This window comes from Fibrella aquatilis, from assembly GCF_017353255.1.
GTDB classification, from domain to species: Bacteria; Bacteroidota; Bacteroidia; order Cytophagales; family Spirosomataceae; genus Fibrella; species Fibrella aquatilis.
This window is the reverse complement of sequence record NZ_JAFMYU010000004.1, coordinates 140,323-157,216: the sequence shown is the minus strand read 5'-3', so window position 1 is coordinate 157,216 and position 16,894 is coordinate 140,323. Positions and strand designations below refer to the sequence as shown.

The following is a 16,894-nucleotide window of genomic DNA, read 5'->3' as shown; positions in this document are numbered from 1 at the left end:
GAGAAAGTGGTACTGCCTACTGCTACTGCCCACTGCTACTTCCTTCAATGAGCGCGGCGAACTGGTTGTAATGCTGGCGGTAGATTTTGACGGCGTCGGGGTTGGGAGTAAACATCTGGCCGAACTGGACGGTTTGGGCTAACTCGGCCAGGGAGGTGGGTGGGTTGGCAAGGGCGAAATGGGCCAGCAGAGCCGCACCAATACCGCTGCTTTCGTTGCTGGCGTTGAGCCGCACGGGCACGGCGAAAATGTCGGCCATGAGTTGCACCCAGAATGGCGATTGCGCAAAGCCACCGTTAGCATGAATCACATGTGTGGGTCCGGCGTGGCGGGCCAGCAGAAGTTCAATGCGGCGGAGGTTAAACAGCACCCCTTCCAGCGCCGCCCGCGCCATATGCGCCGAGGTGTGGACGTAATCAAGCCCCTGAAATGACCCCCTTACCGACGCATCCCAGAGTGGTGCCCGTTCGCCGTGGAGGTAGGGCAGGAACAACAGTCCGTCGGCCCCGGCGGGTACGGTGGCTGCTTGTTTAAGTACCCCATCGACAGGCAGATGCATGATTTTCTCCGACACCCATTGCAGTACATTGGCCCCGTTGTTGGTCGGTCCGCCCACAGCATAGAGTGTGGGCTGCTGTCGGTTGCCGTGGTGCATCATGTACGAGAACAGCCGCGCCTGACCATCGCGCACGGGGCGCGGGCTGGTGCGCCGCACGGCCCCGCTAGTGCCAATGGTGATGGTGGTGATGCCCGGCTCCAAGGCCCCCGCGCCAATATTCGCCAAACACCCGTCCGACGCCCCAATGACCAGCGGCACCCCCGCCCGTAGGCCCGGCACGGCTCCCGTTGCGGGTGGTACATACGGCACCGTCTGGGTAGTGTCCACGGGGGTAGACAACTGATCGGGGCGTATGCCGGCCAGGGCGAGGGCGGGCAGGTGCCAGGCCGTTTTGGTGCTGTTGAACATACCCGTGGCCCCGGCCATCGCATAGTCTATTTCGTAGCGGCCGGTCAGTTTCCACCAGAAATAATCCTTCACCGACACCCACCGACTAGCCCGTTTCAGCAAACGTGGGTTGGTGCGTTTAAACCAGGCCAGTTTGCATAGGGGCAGCATGGGGTGGATGGGTACGCCAACAATCTGGTATAGGTCGGGGTGCTCTTGTTTAATCGTAGCAGCATCTGTAGCAGCGCGGTTGTCCGACCAGATCAGGGCGTTGGTCAGGGGCTTGCCCGCTTCGTCGACGGCCAATAGGCTGTGCATAGCCGTACTAAATGAAACGCCACCAATGGCCACCTCAGCAGGTAGTTCTCTGGCCAACTCAGCCATCATGTCCAGAAATAGCGTCCATAACTGGTCAGCGTCTTGTTCGGCAACATCCGGTTTCGGCGACAGTGTGGCTACGGGTCGGGCAGCATGGGCCACAATAGCGCTGCTGCGGGCATCAATGGCCAGCGCTTTCAGGTTGGTGGTGCCAAGGTCGACGCCGATATACACGGAAAGGGGCATGGAGGTACGCTTTATAAGGAGTGCGTTGCAATGAAACGCGAAAAACGGTAATTAGGCAGAAAATTCACCACCATGAACCACATCAACCAACTTCTGCACGACGTATACGCCGCCCGATTCCACATCGACCGGTACTATGATCAGGTCATGCGGTTGGGGTTGACTGACTAAGATGAACCATGAAGCAGTGTCCACTTTGTTTTACCCCTCTTGAGCCACGGTTATGTGCGCCATGCCATGACTGTGGCTGGAATGTGCCCGCTGAAATAAATCATCTGACGGAAGGACAACATACATACACCATTTATGAGATCATGCCTGGTCTCAGATTGACACTGTGTAATATCTGCGATCTTGAATTTGCAAGGTATCCACCTGCCTATTTTGATTTAAAAAAGGACGTGCGATGGCATGTAGGGAAGTTCGCTTTCATTAGGCAACTGATAGATCCACAGCCTGAATTGGACAAATTTTGTCCTCAATGCCAGCATAGATTGGTGTTTTTGCGGTTTGTAGAAACAGCACGAAAGACGAATGAGCAGGATAAGTTTCTAGGATAAAACCGTTTCGATCTAAAAGCATTACAAATAACTGATAATCAGTACAATGAAACACGCCATTGCTATTCTTTTGCTGCTGATAACCTTACCATCGGTAGCCCAGATTCGGTACGGGAGTAACCCCGCTGCGGGAAAATACTATGCCGTTAATGGCGTGAAACTGTATGTGGAAGAATATGGTCGGGGAAAGCCGTTGCTGCTGATTCATGGCAACGGCGGCAGCATAGAAGCCTTCAGCAAAACCATCCCATATTTCGCCAAAAGCCGCCGCGTCATTGCCGTAGATAGTCGGGCGCAGGGGAAATCGGTTGACCTGGGCGATTCGCTTAGCTTCGAGCAAATGGCCGACGATTTTGCGGCTCTGCTTACTACCCTCAAACTGGATTCGGTCGATGTGATTGGCTGGAGCGACGGCGGCATCAACGCGATTTTATTAGCCATGCGCCATCCCAAAAAAGTCCACAGCTTCGTCTCGACAGGCGCCAACCTAACGCCCGATTCAACTGCCTTGATACCGGCTTCGTGGAAGGATATGCAGCGAATCTATGCCGCCGACCACAACAAGCCCCGGACTACCGCCAAAGAGAAAAACGACTGGAAAGTTTTTATGCTCGACATGCTGCAACCCAACATTCCAATGAGTGCATTGCAGGCCGTTCGTTGCCCGGCGCTTATTGTGGCTGGTGACCGCGACGTGATCGTGACTCAGCATACAGTAGCTATTCAGCAGCACATTCCCGGTGCCCAACTGTGGATACTACCCAACAGCGGCCACGCCACGCTTATCGACCATGCCGACGAGTTCAACCGCAAAACCGACGCGTTTTTTCGCGCGAAATGACCAATGACTTATGCGCTAGGCCTTAACCCGAAGAAGGCATAAGCCGATGCAATGGCCAGACCCATCCATGATTTGGCAGCGGCGGTGAATTCGGGTAATGGTATGGTATTGCCTTTCATGTAGACGTAATACACCGACGCCACACCACACACAAACCAGCCTAACAAATAAACGTAGGTCAGCACCTGCGTGACCACTTTGGCCCAGTCTACTACGCCTTCGGCCTCGGCGCGGCTCATGTTTTGCACGCTGCTCACAATCGTCGTGTCGGGTGAATCTTTAGGAGGTGTAATGGCTAATACGCTGATAACCAGTGCAGAAACCAGTCCCCCCACCAGGGGTAAGAACGAAAGCGGCGTGTCGGGCGATTTTGCTGGATATGCGAAGGCCACACATCCCGGTGTATTCAGGCACTTCAGTACCTGTATGGCATACCACGTGGCGTAGGCATACAGATAGAGCAAAAAGAAGGCGATAGCCGCCAGGAAAATGACGCGTAGCATAACGAGGGGGAGTTAAAGGTGCAAGTAAACGGCTGTTTGTCAGGCAAATATGAGTCATATCGGGCTGATCTACAGCCGTGTAATTCACCTATTTACCAAACGTGATTTCCCCGTTTTTCCCCGATTGATCACTCCGTCTATTGGCTTCTCTACTACTTAAAACGCTTTAACTGTTCGCTCAATAATATCGCAGGCTTCGTTCATCTGCGCCTCGGTGATAACCAGGGGTGGGGCAAAACGAATCTTGTCGCCGTGGGTGGGTTTGCACAGCAGGCCGTTGTCGCTGAGCCGCAGACACAGTTCCCAGGCGGTTTCTTCACCGAAAGCGGGACGTTCCTTAATCACGATGGCATTGAGCAGACCCTTGCCGCGTACCAGCTGAATCAGGTCGGTGTGGACGCGGAGGGCGTTCATCCGGTGGCGGAATAGCTGCCCCATCGCCTCGGCGTTTTCGGCCAGGTGCTCATCCTGCATCACGTCTAGCGCCGCCATAGCCACGGCACACCCCAGCGGATTACCACCAAAGGTGCTACCGTGCTCGCCGGGGCGGATCGTGAGCATAATCTCGTCGGAGGCCAGCACCGCCGACACGGGCATGACACCGCCGGAAAGCGCCTTGCCCAGCACCAGGATATCGGGCTTTACGTCTTCGTGATCACAGGCCAGGCGTTTGCCGGTGCGACCAATGCCGGTTTGTACTTCGTCGGCAATAAAAAGCACGTTATAGCGGGTGCAGAGTTCACGTACCCCGCGCAGGTAACCTTCGTCGGGCACCAGCACGCCTGCCTCGCCCTGAATGGGTTCCACCATGAAGCCCGCAATATTGGGGTTAGCCTGAAAGGTAGCTTCTAGCGCGGCGAGGTCATTATAAGGAACCAACTGATAACCAGGCAGTAAGGGGCCGTAGTCGTTGGTACTGCTGGGGTCGGTTGACGAGGAAATGGCGGCGAGGGTGCGGCCCCAGAAGTTGCCTTCGGCGAAGACCATAACCGCCTGATCCTGCGCAATACCCTTTACTTTATAGGCCCATTTGCGGGTCAGTTTCAGGGCGGTTTCGCCCGCTTCCACGCCCGAATTCATCAGCAGCGTTTTGTCGTAGCCGAAGTAGGTGCAGAGATATTGTTCGCACTTGCCCAACTGATCGTTATGAAACGCCCGCGAGGTGAGGGTGAGGCGTTGGGCCTGCTGCACCAACGCGCCAATAATGCGCGGGTGGCAGTGGCCCTGACTCACGGCACTATAGGCTGACAGAAAATCGAAATACCGCCGCCCGTCTACGTCCCAGACAAACACCCCTTCGCCGCGCGTGAGCACCACCGGTAGCGGATGGTAGTTGTGCGCACCATATTGATCTTCAAGCTGAATGGCCTGCTCGGCAAGCGACACGGGAGAAACGATAGTCATACTGCGATAAAGTGAATGGGGTGAAAAAGGGCCGTAAAATAAGGTAAAACCATTTGTATGAACAGCCCGTTGCGTGCTTAAATGTACCCAATTAAGCCTAGCCGTACAAGATGATGAAGCCTGTGGAGAGAAAGCGAAAGATGCCGGGTTTGGCCGATGACGACTACTATTTTAGCCCACAGGGGTTTGTTGTTTTCACGGCAGCCTACCACCAAAAGCGGGGCTACTGCTGCAAGAACGGTTGTTTGCACTGCCCGTATGGGTTCAAAAAGGAAAAATAGTTTGCACATTTACAGCCTTTTCCGCAAATTTGCACCCTAATACGGAAAACGAGTACAGTTATGGCCAGAGTTTGTCAAATTACAGGAAAGCGGACGCAGGTTGGAAACAACGTGTCGCACGCCAACAACAGAACGCGGCGTAAATTTTTCCCCAACCTTCAAAAGAAGCGGTTCTTCGTTGAATCGACGGGGGAGTGGATCACGCTGAAAGTTGCGACGTCGGCCATCAAGACTATCAACAAGAAAGGTCTGGAAGCAACACTCGTAGCTGCCTACAAAAAAGGCACGTTGTCGCTTTAAGCGACCGTAGCACCCGCTGCGTGCACGTCCGATAAAGCCTCCCCGCCAGTAAGCAGGGGGGCTTTTTTATTAGTTTAAGGTCTAAAGTTGGCTGACGCATGAGTAGCGTGCGTCAGCCAACTTTAGACCTTAAACTAATAAAAAAGCCCTCTCAAATAATCCGTTTCAGGGCGAAATTAGCCACTACAATCCGGCCTGATCGGCGTACGACCAGCGTTACTTCTTTGCCTTCGCCCCGTTGCAGGGTTTTGTAAATATCGCTGATACTCAGCGATGTAGCCAGGTCGCTGTTCACAAACAACAGCTCGTCACCTTCCTGCAAACCGGCAAGGTCAGCTGGAGAACGGGCCGAAATTTTTTCGATAACGTAGGTGCGTAGGTCCAGGCCCTTGGCTTTCAGTTCCAGGCCACTCATGTCGTGCTCGAAGCGTTCGCGCAGCAGGCTCCGCACTGGCTTCAGCACAATATACTGTTCGGGATAGTTGAACGTGACCCGAAACCGCCGCAGCAATTCGCAGCCAATGTTGCCCTGCCGGTCGGCGGTGTTCACGATTTTCATGCCGAAAGAGGCACTATCGGGAAACGACGCGATTACATCGAGCAACTGATGTCGCCCGAGCTTTATGCCCTCAATCCGACCCAGGCTGCCGTTGATGACCCCGTTTAACCCCCGACCCAACTGCGCCCGAATTACTTTTTCGGGGCGAGGCAGGGCACACTCACGCTGCTGCCCGTCGAGCATTAGGGCGTGACCCGCGCCCGTGTCGAGCACTACGCGTAGGGGCACAGTGCGGTCGCCGCCCAGTTGGGCCGTTACGTCGAGGTAGGGTTTAGTGTTCTGAATCAGTATCGGATAACGGTCTCCGAAGCGTTTGCGGTAGGTATATTTTGGGGGGACAGTCAGCGTTAGTTCGCGGTTTCTGAAGTCGATAGTGACCACAAACTGGCTGAAGAGTTCGTAGCCGAAGATGCCGTGAATAGGAATACCTACGTATTCGGACAGCCGCAGCACGTCGTCGTTGAGGATAACCAGGTTTTGGTGGGTAGCCCGCAGGATACCCATGCTCAGCTTGTTATCAATAGACACAGAGGCTGTTAGCTGAAGACCTTCGCCTACGCCGCTAAGTTTCACCTGCCGTGCCAGTTTCAGCGGCTGCCGACGCAAGGCCAGCGGGTCGGTGATGATGGTGTTGCTTACCCCTGTGTCGAGGATGAAGTTGAGCGTGTCTGAATCATTGACGCGCATCTTCATGATAATCAGGTTAGAGTGCAGTTCAAACGGTAGCCGAACCGATGAATGCCCCTTGGCCAAGTAGTAGCCAAATCGCTCAGTGTCAGGGTCGGGACGATCTTTGGCACTGGGATGTGGGCGTAGTCCGGCCACGGTTGAGAGCCAACCCAATATCAGCAGTAGTGCCAAACCAACCCGTTTCATGACCTTTTGTGTAAGTATCAGAAATTTACTATTAAAAATCAGATTAATCTACAAAAAGTTGCAGCCTATTCTACTGATTTAGATGGCTTTATAAGGTTCGGGCGAAAACACGTATTTTAGCCCCCTCTAGGCCTGTTTTCGAGGTGAAGGGACGACAGATTTACTTACTTTTTTAGCAAAATGCGGAAGAAACTAGTTGCCGGTAACTGGAAGATGAACAAAACCGCCGACGAGGGCTTGGCCTTGGTGTCGGAGGTGGTGAATATGGTCAATGCAGAAGTGACGGCCCCCGTTACGGTAGTGCTCTGCCCACCGGCTCTCTACCTGACCACGATCAAACCGTACCTGACTGGCAGCAAGCTGGCCCTGGGTGCGCAGAACTGCCACGAAAAAGCCGCTGGTGCCTACACGGGCGAGATTTCGGCCCCGATGCTGAAGTCGGTAGGGGTAGAGTATGTGATTCTGGGCCACAGCGAACGGCGGCAATATTTCGGCGAAACCAACGCCCAACTGGCTGAGAAAGTGAACATAGCCCTGGAAAACGGCCTGACCCCTATTTTCTGCTGCGGCGAGTCGCAGGAGATGCGCGAAAATGGTGACTACGTGGGCTTTGTGAAAGGTCAGCTTACCGACAGCCTCTTTCACCTCTCGGCCGAACAGATGGCCAACATCGTGATTGCCTATGAACCCATCTGGGCCATTGGCACGGGCCTGACGGCTTCGTCGGCGCAGGCGCAGGACATGCACTACGAACTGCGGCAACACCTGGCTGGTAAGTACGGCGACGGGGTAGCGCAAAACACCAGCATCCTCTACGGCGGCAGCGCCAACGCCCAGAACGCTGCCGAACTCTTCAGTCAACCCGACGTTGACGGGGGCCTCATCGGCGGCGCGTCGCTAAAATCGCGCGACTTTCTGACGGTAGTGAAAGCTGCCTGATGACCGCCTCTGATTATATCGCCGCGCTGAACTTGCAACCGCACCCAGAAGGGGGCTACTACGCGCAGACATACGAGGCGGCTGAAAAAGTGGCTCAGGAGGCGTTGCCAAGCCGCTTTTCAGGTGACCGTTCGTTTAGCACGGCAATCTATTTCTTGCTGGAAAACCAGAATCGGTCTGCCCTGCACCGTATTCAGAGCGACGAGGTCTGGCACTTTTATGCCGGTGGACCGTTGCTGATTTATGTGATTGATCCTCAGACGGGTGGCCTAACCACCATCCGGCTGGGTAATCGCCTCGATGCGGGCGAGGTATTTCAGGCGGTAGTACCGGCAGGCTGCTGGTTTGGGTCGAAACCCATTGGTGCTCCCAACGACCCGCCCTTTTCGCTGGTAGGCTGCACTGTGGCCCCCGGCTTTGACTTCGCCGATTTTGAACTAGCCGACGCTGACGTAATGCTGACGCAGTTCCCGCAGCATAACGCGGTGATTGAGTTGCTGCGGTGAAAGATTAAGGGGACCGCAGGTGACGCGGATCAGGCGGGTTTACACAGATTTTCTTTTACTCTGAACAGTACGAATGGACCAGAGTAAAAAAGAAAATCTGTGTAAACCCGCCTGATCCGCGTCATCTGCGGTCCCCTTTCATCTTCTTAGATTAAAACGCGATGTCGGTGTCCTTCTTCAGGTCCAGCGGTTTAATCCAGATGTTGCGGTACATCACGTCGTGGCCTTCAGCTTGTAGTTTCAGGCCTGCGGGTGCGTCAGTGATGCCTTTCCCGCCGTCGTTACCCCCGTCGACACCCGATTTTGGGCCTCCCCATACCTGGCTGATGTTCTGTTTGGTGTGTACCTTTTTACCGTTGAAATACATCGTCACCTGTGCGGGTTCGGTTTTTTTGCCGTCGGCGAAGCGGGCGGCGCGAAACACAATGTCATACGCATTCCACTTGCCTACACCAGCATAGGCGTAGTAGGGCGAGGGTGACTCGTTGATCACTGCGCCGAGGCCGTGGTGGGTAGTATCGCCGTCGAAAATCTGAATTTCGTAGCGGTTTTGCAGGTATACGCCGCTGTTACCCCCCGCCTTCGGCACTAGAAATTCGACGTGTATACGGGCGTCTTTAAACTCATCTTTCGTGACAATATCGGCCGAGCCATATTTACCACCTGCCGAGGTGGGGTCGTTGCTGCTCATGGCCGTACCGCCGTCAACAGGGTCTTTCACGATCTGCCATTTAATGGGCATGGCCGCTTCAAAGCCCGGTCCCTGCCAGTACATCCAGTTTTTGTCGATGCTCTGGCGCGTACCATCGAAATAAACTTTGGCACCCTTGGGCGCTTTGGTACCCAGGCCTACCTGGGCGTTGGCCGAGAGGCCCATGGCGAGGGCTAAGGCGGTGGTAGCTAGTGAGAGAACAGTGCCGTTTTTCATTGACGAAAAGGGTTTATTTACCTTGTTTAATAGCCCGTGTGGCTAGTTGGTGAAGGAGAAAGCAACAAATGTTCCTTTTATAACCCACTCCCTGGCCTTAATATAAAAGTTAACCAGCCCTTACCAGCGTTTGGGTTGGCTACTGCGTCCTGGTTTATGACGATTTAAACCAGCGACATTATGGAAAAAAAGATACAAAGTAGGGGTGGGGCTTTACGCTATATTATCTCCCTCTGCCTCCTCGCCCTGTTGAGCCAATGCACACCGAAGGCCGTAGACAGGCAGGTCGATAGTCCTTGTCGGCTAGAGCAGATGACGTGCCATATGGTCACAACCGGTTCAGGTACTAATGACTCCGATATCACCGAAAAAACGGTCTACACCTATGATGCCGCCGGGCAACTGGTGGGCCAAACCGACCGAACCGCTTACCGATATAGCCCAGCTGATTCGAGCGTTTCTACCACTGCTCGTGTGCTTATGTACGATGCGTCGGGGCTGCTCATCAGCGAAGCCATCACGAGTCAGGATACTGATAGTGGGGTTGTTCGGAACAGTACCGTTCGCCGGGTCTACACCTACGCCAATGGCCGTTTGGCGCAGGCTACTACCGACAAGCTGGACTACATCGGGTGGCAAACGAAGCTGGTACAGACGTACACACACGACGAGGCCGGAATGCTCAGTCAACGGACCGATGCTACCACCTACCCGGTTATTCCTACGCCAGGCAAGCCAAAATACCCCGACGGGTTTACCCAGACGTGGTTTTACAAAAATGGCCAGGCAACAGACTGTGTGCAGCAAGCAGGCGGGCAGACCACAAAGCCCTATACCTTTCAGAATGGATTGATTACCTCGGCCCTAACCAGCAATAGCGACCAGACCCGGTATACCTACGACAGTCAGCGCCGCGTTGTCGGGGTGGATTACCTGACCAACGGTGCGCGAACGGGCTACACGGAACTGGTGTACGGACCCGCAAAAACGCCCGAAAGCAGCCTGCCCCTGTTTAAAGGTTTTCCGGTTGTGGCTGACCCATACGGCCAAACGGGGCCCACTACGGCGTATCGAATCTATACCCTATCGAGCAACGGCATAGTCAACCTGACATCCGATTGGCAGACGAAGTATGTCCTAACGGGTAGTGGTTATGTGAGGGAATCGGTCGCCGCCATTACCATTACCCGCAATAGTCCCAAACCTTTGACGTACCCCATTGCCATGACCATCAACTATGTGTATAGTGGTGGCTGTGATTGACAAAAGAAAGCACCAGACCCAGCGTTTCAATGGGCAATTGCGTCTGAATAGTAAACGGATTAAACGGACCGCGTTATGACAAAGAAGAATAGATTAGTGGTTGGGGGGCAGCAGATTGTGCTGTTGATTTGTCTTCTCGGCTTGGGCAGCCAGTGTACGCAGCAGGCGGTTGAGAAAAAGGCCGACGGCCCATGCCGGATAAAAACGGAAGCCGAACTGGAAACCATTACTGAAGGCACCGCTACGCTCCAGACCAACACCCGCCAAACCACCTATGCCTATACACCCAACGGCGATTTAGCTCAGACACTGGTGAACTACGAACAGCGGGAAAAGGGCAAGGTGGTCAACACCTATTCCTACGACGATAGCTACACGTATGACGCTGCCGGGTATGCCATTGTTCGCTCATCGAAAGCGCAATGGAAAACGGAGTATGATGCCGGGGCTATCACCGAACGGACGACGTACGGTTACGATGCCGGTCGGCTAACCCAAGCGTTGCTCACCACCGTAGCACCAAACAACGCGCAAACAAAGGTGGCCAGTCAATACACGTATGATGCGAACGGCCAGCTTACCCAACTGACGGAGGTGACCACCTACCTGAACCTGCCCGATTCGTTGCGGAAACAAACGTTATACCCCGATGGCTATAGCACAACATGGACTTATAAGGACGGCAAAGCCACCGCCTATGTGCTGAAAGTAGATGGGGTTGAGAAAAGGCCCTATACCCTACAAAACGGTCTGTTTGTGCGCATGGAGCACGATTTGTCTGGCTCGGCTAGCGTATATACCTATGATGCGCAACGACGGCTAACGAAAGATGAATATTGGCGAGATGGTAAGCTAAAATATTATACGGAGTTCACCCCGTCGTCGGCCAGATTACCTACGCAGTCATTGCCTGCCAAGAAAGGGTTTCCGGTTATGGCCAATCCTGCGGGAGAACCATCGGCCCCGGCCAGCTACAAAACGTTCTGGCGCTTTGACATGAATACCCCTACCTTCTACCTGACCAATGATGCCCAGACGCAGTATAAACTGACCGGCGCGGGCTACCAACAAACGGCTGAAACAACCGATACCCAACGAAACGGCCTTCCCGTGCCACCCACCCCCCGCATTCGTAAGAATACCCAGACCTACACCTACGACGGCACTTGTGACTAACGCGACCACCAACAGCCTGATTGAGGGGTGCCGCCAACGGCAGGAGGCCGCCATGAGTGCCTTCTATGGCAGGTTCTACGGCTATGCGCTGTCGGTTTGTCTAGCCTACGCTAATGACCGCGAAGATGCCCGTGAGCTGCTGAACGATGGTTTTTTGAAAGCTTTTAGCCGCATGGCCGACCTCAAGAACGAAGCGTCGGTGAAGCCGTGGCTGCGGAAAATTATGGTCAACACGGCCATTGACCACTACCGAAAAAAGAAGCTGCCCACAACCCTCTCGACCGAGCATATTGAGCAGACCGTGGCCGAACCATACCAGAACGACGAGGCCATTCTGGCGCAACTCTCTGCCGACCATATTTTGGCCATACTCCACACGCTGCCCCCGGCCTACCGCCTGGTGTTTAGCCTGAACGTGCTGGAAGGCTATGCCCACCGCGACATTGCCCAGCAACTGCACATTACCGAAAGCACCTCCCGCGCTCACCTCACCGAAGCCAACCGCCTGCTGCGCCGCGCCCTGACCTCGCAAACCAACCTGACCCATGAACGACCTAACCGATAACCCCCTGCACAACCGGGTGCGGCAGTCGCTGACCGAGCATGAACCCGCCGTTGACCCCCACGAGTCGGGGCAGGACTGGCTGTTGCTGCGTCCGCGCCTGTTTCCCCACAAACAGCGGCCATTGAGCTGGGTTTGGTTGCTGGCACTAGTCGGCCTGGTAGGTGGCCTAGGCTGGTATTTTCTGGACAATGAACCCCCAAAAAAAGCCCCTATTATCTCAAAAGAGCCTATTTCAGTTTCTGAGCGGCCTGCTACTTCGATAAGCTCATTGCCTGAAACGCCGATCAGTTCGCCCATAAGAATACTCGCGCAGAAGCCTATCGCGTCGCCTCGCCATCTGGCTTTGCGAACAGTAAATACGGGCACTTCGGTACCACCTGAGCCACGTGTTTTCCCCCAAGAAACCGTGGTAGCTGAAGCCCCCGCGGCGCCCGGTCTGAGACCGATGACGGGGCTATGGATCGTGAAAACACCCCCGCAAACCTGGCCCGCCGTGACGCAACGGCCATTGTCGCCAAAGGAGCAGGATTTGGAAAATAAACTGCTTTCGGGAGAGATCGGGGCTGATTCTACCGTGTTTGCGGCCTTGTCGCGCAATTTGCGGCAGTGGCCCAACGCGGTCATTGTTTGCGACTTAACCACCAGTATGGATCCCTATGCTGCCCAGATTTACGCCTGGTTTCGGCGCAACGCCAAAAAACCAAACGTAAATGGCGTGGTCTTCTTCACCGACTGCGACAGCCTGGGGCAGCAAACACGCCCCAATGGCCCACCGGGAGCTTTTTTCACCACCCGCGAACGTGACCCCCGCGCGGCCCTACCCACCCTACTAGCGGCAGCCCGCAATACAGCCAATAACCGCGACGGCGACGAAAACGTGGTGGAGGCCCTGCGCTATGCGCAACGCACGTTCCCACAAAGCAAACACCTGATTCTGCTGGCCGATAATGGCAGCGGGGTAAAAGACATGCCGTTGCTGGCGGGCCTGAAAAAGCCGGTGCATGTGATTGCCTGCGGCGAACCGCTCAACAACGCCAATCCTTTCCATCCCGAGCACTACCAGATTGCCCAGCAAACGGGTGGCAGCATCCACACGCTCGAAGACGATGTTGAACCTAACCAACTCACCAGAAGCACATTTATCCGCGTTGGCACCCACTATTACCGCTACAGCCCTCGCCAAAAACGCTTCGTAAAAACAAGGTTTGAGCGAAGGCCCGTGCGGGTGCTGGGAGTTAGGCTTTGATTTACGATGTACGATTTACGAATTACGATTTGTTGCTGACGCCAGGGTTTGCTCTGGCGTCAGCAACAAATCGTAATTCGTAAATCGTACATCGTAAATCATTCCACTGCTCTCCGGTCTGGCTTTGGACTTGGCAACTGCGCGACGGGGGCTTTTTGGAGTTGCGCCTGCACTACCTCGATGGCTTTTTCCAATTGGGGGTCGGCACCATTCTGGCTTAGTTTGGGCAGCATGTCTACGTCAATGTCGGGCGAGACGCCGACGTTTTCGATTTCCCACTTACCGTCGGGGCTGTAAATACCGAAGCTGGGCGACGTTACCGAGCCACCGTCCATGAGCGTGGGGTAGCCCGAAATGCCCACCAGACCGCCCCAGGTACGTTTCCCGATGATGGTGCCAAGACCCCGGCGACGGAAAAAGGCGGGCAGCGCATCACCCCCTGAGCCGGCGTATTCGTTGACGAGCATCACCTTCGGCCCGTAGATCGAAGCGGCGGGGCTGGTAAAGGGCTTGCCCTCACGCGACGACCAGTAGCTCAGCAAGGGCCGGTTCAGCATGTCGATCACGTAGTCGGCCACGAAGCCGCCGCCGTTGAAACGTTCGTCCACAATCACGGCCTGCTTATCTACCTGGCTGAAGTAATAGCGGTTGAAATAGTCGTAGCCCTGCTGACCAGTGTTGGGCAGATACACATAGGCCACTTTGCCCCCCGTGGCGGCGCTCACCTTGCGGCGGTTGCCCTCTACCCAATCCATCAGCCGGAGGCCAGATTCTTCGGCGATGGGTACTACCGTTACCTGCCTGCTGCCCGTTCCGCCCGCATTGGGGCCAATGGTGAGCGTGATCTGCCGGTCTACGGTGTTTTCGAGCCGCTGATACACGTTATCGGTGGCTGTGAGAGGTTGACCGTTAATGGCTAGCAGAAACTCGCCCGCCTGCACACCCACGCCCGGTTCGGTCAGGGGCGCGCGGAGTGAGGGGTTCCAGTTTTCGCCGTTATACACTTTTTTGACACGGTATTTTCCGTCAACCAGTTCATAATCAGCGCCCAACATGCCCACCGGAACGGGTTTGCTGTCAGGAATGTCGCCGCCGCGGACGTAGTTATGGCCCACCACCATTTCGCCCATCATCTCGCTAATGAGGTAGTTCAGGTCGGCGCGGTGGGCTACGTGGGGCAGCAGGGGGGTATACTTGGCCTTCACCGCCTGCCAATCGGCACCGTGGTAGTTGGGCATGTAGAAATAATCGCGCTCAATGCGCCAGAACTCGTTCACCATCTGCGCCCATTCGTGGCGGGGGTCAATCAGCGCCTGCAACACACCCACGTCTACCTTACCATCGCCGGGTGCCGGTTTGCCCGTTACGTCCACGATACCGAATTTGTCTGAACCGGCCATGTAGAGCAGCTTTTTACCATCGGCCGAAACCACATAATCAGCCACGTCGGGCATGAGCAGCTCGTTTTTGCGCTCTTTAAAATCAAATCGGTAAAGGCTGGGTTTGGCGGCGGCGGGGGTGTAGCCAATGTAAAAAAGTTTGCCCCCGTCGGCAAAGGCGAGCTTGCCCATGTTGCCGGCGGGTACGGGCAGGGCTACAATCCGCTGACCAATGTTGGCCAGATCGATCACCGTTTTGGACACTGCTACCACAGCGCTTGTGGTGGCCGAGGTGGGTGCTGCAAGGGTAGCTGTTTTGGCTTTCGATGCTTTCAGCGTGGTATCACCAGCGGGTTTGGCGGGAGTGTCGCTTCCCTTTTCCTCATCCGATTCGGGCGAAAACGGGCTGAGGTCTTTGGCGTTCAGCACCACGGCATATAGGTTCTGCGTTACCAGCCCGCGCCGGTCCAGCCCCGCCATGTCGAGCCAGGCAAACGAGTTGCCCACGTTGGTACTGGCACTGAATATGAGGTACTTACCATCACGGCTGAAGGCCAGATTATCGGCATGGCTGGCCCCGTCGGTCACGGGCGTGGTAGTGCCCGAAGCCAGTTCGTAGAGGTGAACCCGGTTGAGGTAGTTGTCCATCTTTCGCGAAAAAGCCACCCACCGTGAGTCCGGCGACCAGTCGGCTTCGATGCTCGAATTGGGGCCGTAGGTATCGGTCGTGATCTTCACGGGCTTGCGCGTGGTCATGTCCATGTACCAGAGGTTCAGCTTCTTATCCTGATACAAGAGCTTCTTCCCGTCGGGCGACCATTTGTTGAGGGTATAAAAAGAGGGTTCTCCCAATGAAACCGCTTCGGCAGGTTTGTCGCCTTTAGCATCGCGGAGCATGAGTTGATACTCCCCCGACTGGTCAGAGACGTAGGCAATGCGGCTGCCGTCGGGCGACCAGAGCGGGTTGCGGTCGTGGGCACCGTCGCTGAGCGTGAGGTTGCGCCAATCGCCTTTTTTAGATGGCAGCGTGTAAATGTCGCCGCGCGCTTCCACCACCGCCCGTACGCCCGTGGGCGAGAGGTGCATGGCCCGGACCATGCTGCCCACGGGTTTCCAGGTGGGTCGCATGGTGAGCATATCGGGCTGAATGGCAATGCGCAGGGTCTGCGTCTGGTTGTTCTGTGGGGCCAGGAGGTGCAGCCGTCCGGCCTGTTCATACACCAGTTGCTGCCCATCGGTGCCCAGGTTTTTTACGTCGAAATCGTCGTGCTTCGTTACCTGCCGTACCTGTTTGGTAGTCCGGTCATAGGCAAACACGTTCATGGTCCGGTTGCGGTCCGAGAGGAAATAGACCACGTTGCCTACGTAGACCGGCTGCACATCCGATGCATTTTTGTGCGGAATCAGCTCAAAATCAAGCGTTTGTAAGTTTAGTAGCCGAATGGGCGTGGTCATGCCGCCCCGGTAGCGTTTCCAGGTGCCAAACGCATCGGTAATGATCGTGTAGGCCAACTCTTTCCCGTCGGGCGATAGCTTGGCCCAGTTACCGGTCATGGGTACGGGTAGTTCCTGCGGCAGCTCTCCCTTCAGCGAAACCGTAAACAACTTGGGTGCCCGCGCCACCGCCGACGTAGCGTTGGAGACAAACACAATGCGTTGCCCATCTGGCGACCAACCTTTGGCTGCCTCCATGCTGGGGTGGAAGGTTAGGCGGCGGGGCATGCCTCCATTGATGCCCACTACATACACGTCCATATTGCCGTCGTAGGTAGCCGTAAAGGCAAGCTGCTGCCCATCGGGCGAAAACAGGGGGGCGGTTTCGGGGCCGGGAGCCACCGTGAGGCGGCGGGGCTGTGACCCGTCGCGGTTGGCCACCCAGAGGTCACCGCCGTAGCTGAAGGCAATATGTGTTTTCGACAAACTGGGTTGCCGCAGCAGTCGCGTTTCGTCGGAAGTTTGGGCCCTGGCGGTGGAGTTAGTTAACAGCACACAGAGCAAAGCCATTAGGCTATGTCGGCGAAAAATGGGGAATAAAGGAGCAGTCATGGCACGAAGGAG

15 protein-coding genes are annotated in these 16,894 nt (G+C 55.4%); 9 read left to right on the top strand and 6 right to left on the bottom strand.

The features are described 5' to 3' along the window. Nucleotides 1-22: 22 nt before the first annotated feature. Complete coding sequence (locus J2I48_RS06850) at nucleotides 23-1,510, bottom strand: gluconokinase (protein WP_207334667.1); 1,488 nt, start codon at nucleotides 1,508-1,510, stop codon at nucleotides 23-25. 606 nt (nucleotides 1,511-2,116) lie between these two features. Here J2I48_RS06850 and J2I48_RS06845 point away from each other — a divergent pair. Then, entirely contained in the window at nucleotides 2,117-2,911 is a 795-nt protein-coding gene (locus J2I48_RS06845; protein ID WP_207334666.1) for an alpha/beta fold hydrolase, read from the top strand. 8 nt (nucleotides 2,912-2,919) lie between these two features. Here J2I48_RS06845 and J2I48_RS06840 read toward each other — a convergent pair whose 3' ends face one another. Further along, a complete protein-coding gene (locus tag J2I48_RS06840) occupies nucleotides 2,920-3,414 on the bottom strand; it encodes a hypothetical protein (RefSeq protein WP_207334665.1) in 495 nt (164 codons plus the stop codon). A gap of 156 nt (nucleotides 3,415-3,570) precedes the next feature. Next, nucleotides 3,571-4,818, bottom strand: coding sequence for an ornithine--oxo-acid transaminase (rocD, locus tag J2I48_RS06835; RefSeq protein WP_207334664.1), 1,248 nt, complete (start codon nucleotides 4,816-4,818; stop codon nucleotides 3,571-3,573). Between the two features lie 110 nt (nucleotides 4,819-4,928). On the opposite strand from rocD, the gene J2I48_RS06830 reads away from it, so the two are divergent. Together J2I48_RS06830 and rpmB are read left to right on the top strand one after the other, a co-directional pair. Then, the gene (locus tag J2I48_RS06830) at nucleotides 4,929-5,099 is read left to right on the top strand and encodes a C1orf53 family protein (RefSeq protein WP_310587255.1); all 171 of its coding nucleotides are present in this window, start codon (nucleotides 4,929-4,931) and stop codon (nucleotides 5,097-5,099) included. Nucleotides 5,100-5,159: 60 nt separating this feature from the next. Next, a complete protein-coding gene (gene rpmB, locus J2I48_RS06825; RefSeq protein ID WP_207334663.1) occupies nucleotides 5,160-5,399 on the top strand; it encodes a 50S ribosomal protein L28 in 240 nt (79 codons plus the stop codon). A 151-nt stretch (nucleotides 5,400-5,550) separates the two neighbouring features. On the opposite strand, the gene J2I48_RS06820 is transcribed toward rpmB, so the two are convergent. Further along, nucleotides 5,551-6,834, bottom strand: a complete 1,284-nt coding sequence (locus J2I48_RS06820; protein ID WP_207334662.1) for an aspartyl protease family protein — start codon at nucleotides 6,832-6,834, stop codon at nucleotides 5,551-5,553. Between the two features lie 180 nt (nucleotides 6,835-7,014). Between J2I48_RS06820 and tpiA the strand changes: the two genes are divergently transcribed. Then, nucleotides 7,015-7,773, top strand: a complete 759-nt coding sequence (gene tpiA / locus J2I48_RS06815; protein ID WP_207334661.1) for a triose-phosphate isomerase — start codon at nucleotides 7,015-7,017, stop codon at nucleotides 7,771-7,773. Next, entirely contained in the window at nucleotides 7,773-8,279 is a 507-nt protein-coding gene (locus J2I48_RS06810; protein WP_207334660.1) for a cupin domain-containing protein, read from the top strand. Before tpiA ends, J2I48_RS06810 begins: the two co-directional genes overlap by 1 nt. A 151-nt stretch (nucleotides 8,280-8,430) precedes the next feature. Here the strand turns inward: J2I48_RS06810 and J2I48_RS06805 are convergent, their stop codons facing one another. Continuing rightward, nucleotides 8,431-9,207 (bottom strand): 3-keto-disaccharide hydrolase, encoded by a 777-nt coding sequence (locus J2I48_RS06805; protein WP_207334659.1) that lies wholly within the window; start codon nucleotides 9,205-9,207, stop codon nucleotides 8,431-8,433. A gap of 180 nt (nucleotides 9,208-9,387) precedes the next feature. Between J2I48_RS06805 and J2I48_RS06800 the strand changes: the two genes are divergently transcribed. The 4 genes from J2I48_RS06800 to J2I48_RS06785 all read left to right on the top strand — a co-directional run bounded on the left by J2I48_RS06800 (nucleotide 9,388) and on the right by J2I48_RS06785 (nucleotide 13,457). Continuing rightward, nucleotides 9,388-10,470 (top strand): hypothetical protein, encoded by a 1,083-nt coding sequence (locus J2I48_RS06800; protein ID WP_207334658.1) that lies wholly within the window; start codon nucleotides 9,388-9,390, stop codon nucleotides 10,468-10,470. A 75-nt stretch (nucleotides 10,471-10,545) separates the two neighbouring features. Next, nucleotides 10,546-11,646 (top strand): hypothetical protein, encoded by a 1,101-nt coding sequence (locus J2I48_RS06795; RefSeq protein ID WP_207334657.1) that lies wholly within the window; start codon nucleotides 10,546-10,548, stop codon nucleotides 11,644-11,646. Continuing rightward, entirely contained in the window at nucleotides 11,639-12,211 is a 573-nt protein-coding gene (locus J2I48_RS06790; RefSeq protein ID WP_207334656.1) for an RNA polymerase sigma factor, read from the top strand. The genes J2I48_RS06795 and J2I48_RS06790 overlap by 8 nt, the downstream gene beginning before the upstream one ends. Further along, entirely contained in the window at nucleotides 12,192-13,457 is a 1,266-nt protein-coding gene (locus tag J2I48_RS06785) for a hypothetical protein (RefSeq protein WP_207334655.1), read from the top strand. The genes J2I48_RS06790 and J2I48_RS06785 overlap by 20 nt, the downstream gene beginning before the upstream one ends. Nucleotides 13,458-13,555: 98 nt before the next feature. Here J2I48_RS06785 and J2I48_RS06780 read toward each other — a convergent pair whose 3' ends face one another. After that, nucleotides 13,556-16,882, bottom strand: coding sequence for a S41 family peptidase (locus J2I48_RS06780; protein ID WP_207334654.1), 3,327 nt, complete (start codon nucleotides 16,880-16,882; stop codon nucleotides 13,556-13,558). Nucleotides 16,883-16,894 lie beyond the last annotated feature (12 nt).

What these genes read in the sequence shown, in the direction of transcription:
- J2I48_RS06850 (WP_207334667.1), bottom strand. Translation starts at nt 1,510, where the DNA reads ATGCCCCTTTCCGTGTATATCGGCGTCGACCTTGGCACCACCAACCTG.
- J2I48_RS06845 (WP_207334666.1), top strand. Translation starts at nt 2,117, where the DNA reads ATGAAACACGCCATTGCTATTCTTTTGCTGCTGATAACCTTACCATCG.
- J2I48_RS06840 (WP_207334665.1), bottom strand. Translation starts at nt 3,414, where the DNA reads ATGCTACGCGTCATTTTCCTGGCGGCTATCGCCTTCTTTTTGCTCTAT.
- rocD (WP_207334664.1), bottom strand. Translation starts at nt 4,818, where the DNA reads ATGACTATCGTTTCTCCCGTGTCGCTTGCCGAGCAGGCCATTCAGCTT.
- J2I48_RS06830 (WP_310587255.1), top strand. Translation starts at nt 4,929, where the DNA reads ATGATGAAGCCTGTGGAGAGAAAGCGAAAGATGCCGGGTTTGGCCGAT.
- rpmB (WP_207334663.1), top strand. Translation starts at nt 5,160, where the DNA reads ATGGCCAGAGTTTGTCAAATTACAGGAAAGCGGACGCAGGTTGGAAAC.
- J2I48_RS06820 (WP_207334662.1), bottom strand. Translation starts at nt 6,834, where the DNA reads ATGAAACGGGTTGGTTTGGCACTACTGCTGATATTGGGTTGGCTCTCA.
- tpiA (WP_207334661.1), top strand. Translation starts at nt 7,015, where the DNA reads ATGCGGAAGAAACTAGTTGCCGGTAACTGGAAGATGAACAAAACCGCC.
- J2I48_RS06810 (WP_207334660.1), top strand. Translation starts at nt 7,773, where the DNA reads ATGACCGCCTCTGATTATATCGCCGCGCTGAACTTGCAACCGCACCCA.
- J2I48_RS06805 (WP_207334659.1), bottom strand. Translation starts at nt 9,207, where the DNA reads ATGAAAAACGGCACTGTTCTCTCACTAGCTACCACCGCCTTAGCCCTC.
- J2I48_RS06800 (WP_207334658.1), top strand. Translation starts at nt 9,388, where the DNA reads ATGGAAAAAAAGATACAAAGTAGGGGTGGGGCTTTACGCTATATTATC.
- J2I48_RS06795 (WP_207334657.1), top strand. Translation starts at nt 10,546, where the DNA reads ATGACAAAGAAGAATAGATTAGTGGTTGGGGGGCAGCAGATTGTGCTG.
- J2I48_RS06785 (WP_207334655.1), top strand. Translation starts at nt 12,192, where the DNA reads ATGAACGACCTAACCGATAACCCCCTGCACAACCGGGTGCGGCAGTCG.
- J2I48_RS06780 (WP_207334654.1), bottom strand. Translation starts at nt 16,882, where the DNA reads ATGACTGCTCCTTTATTCCCCATTTTTCGCCGACATAGCCTAATGGCT.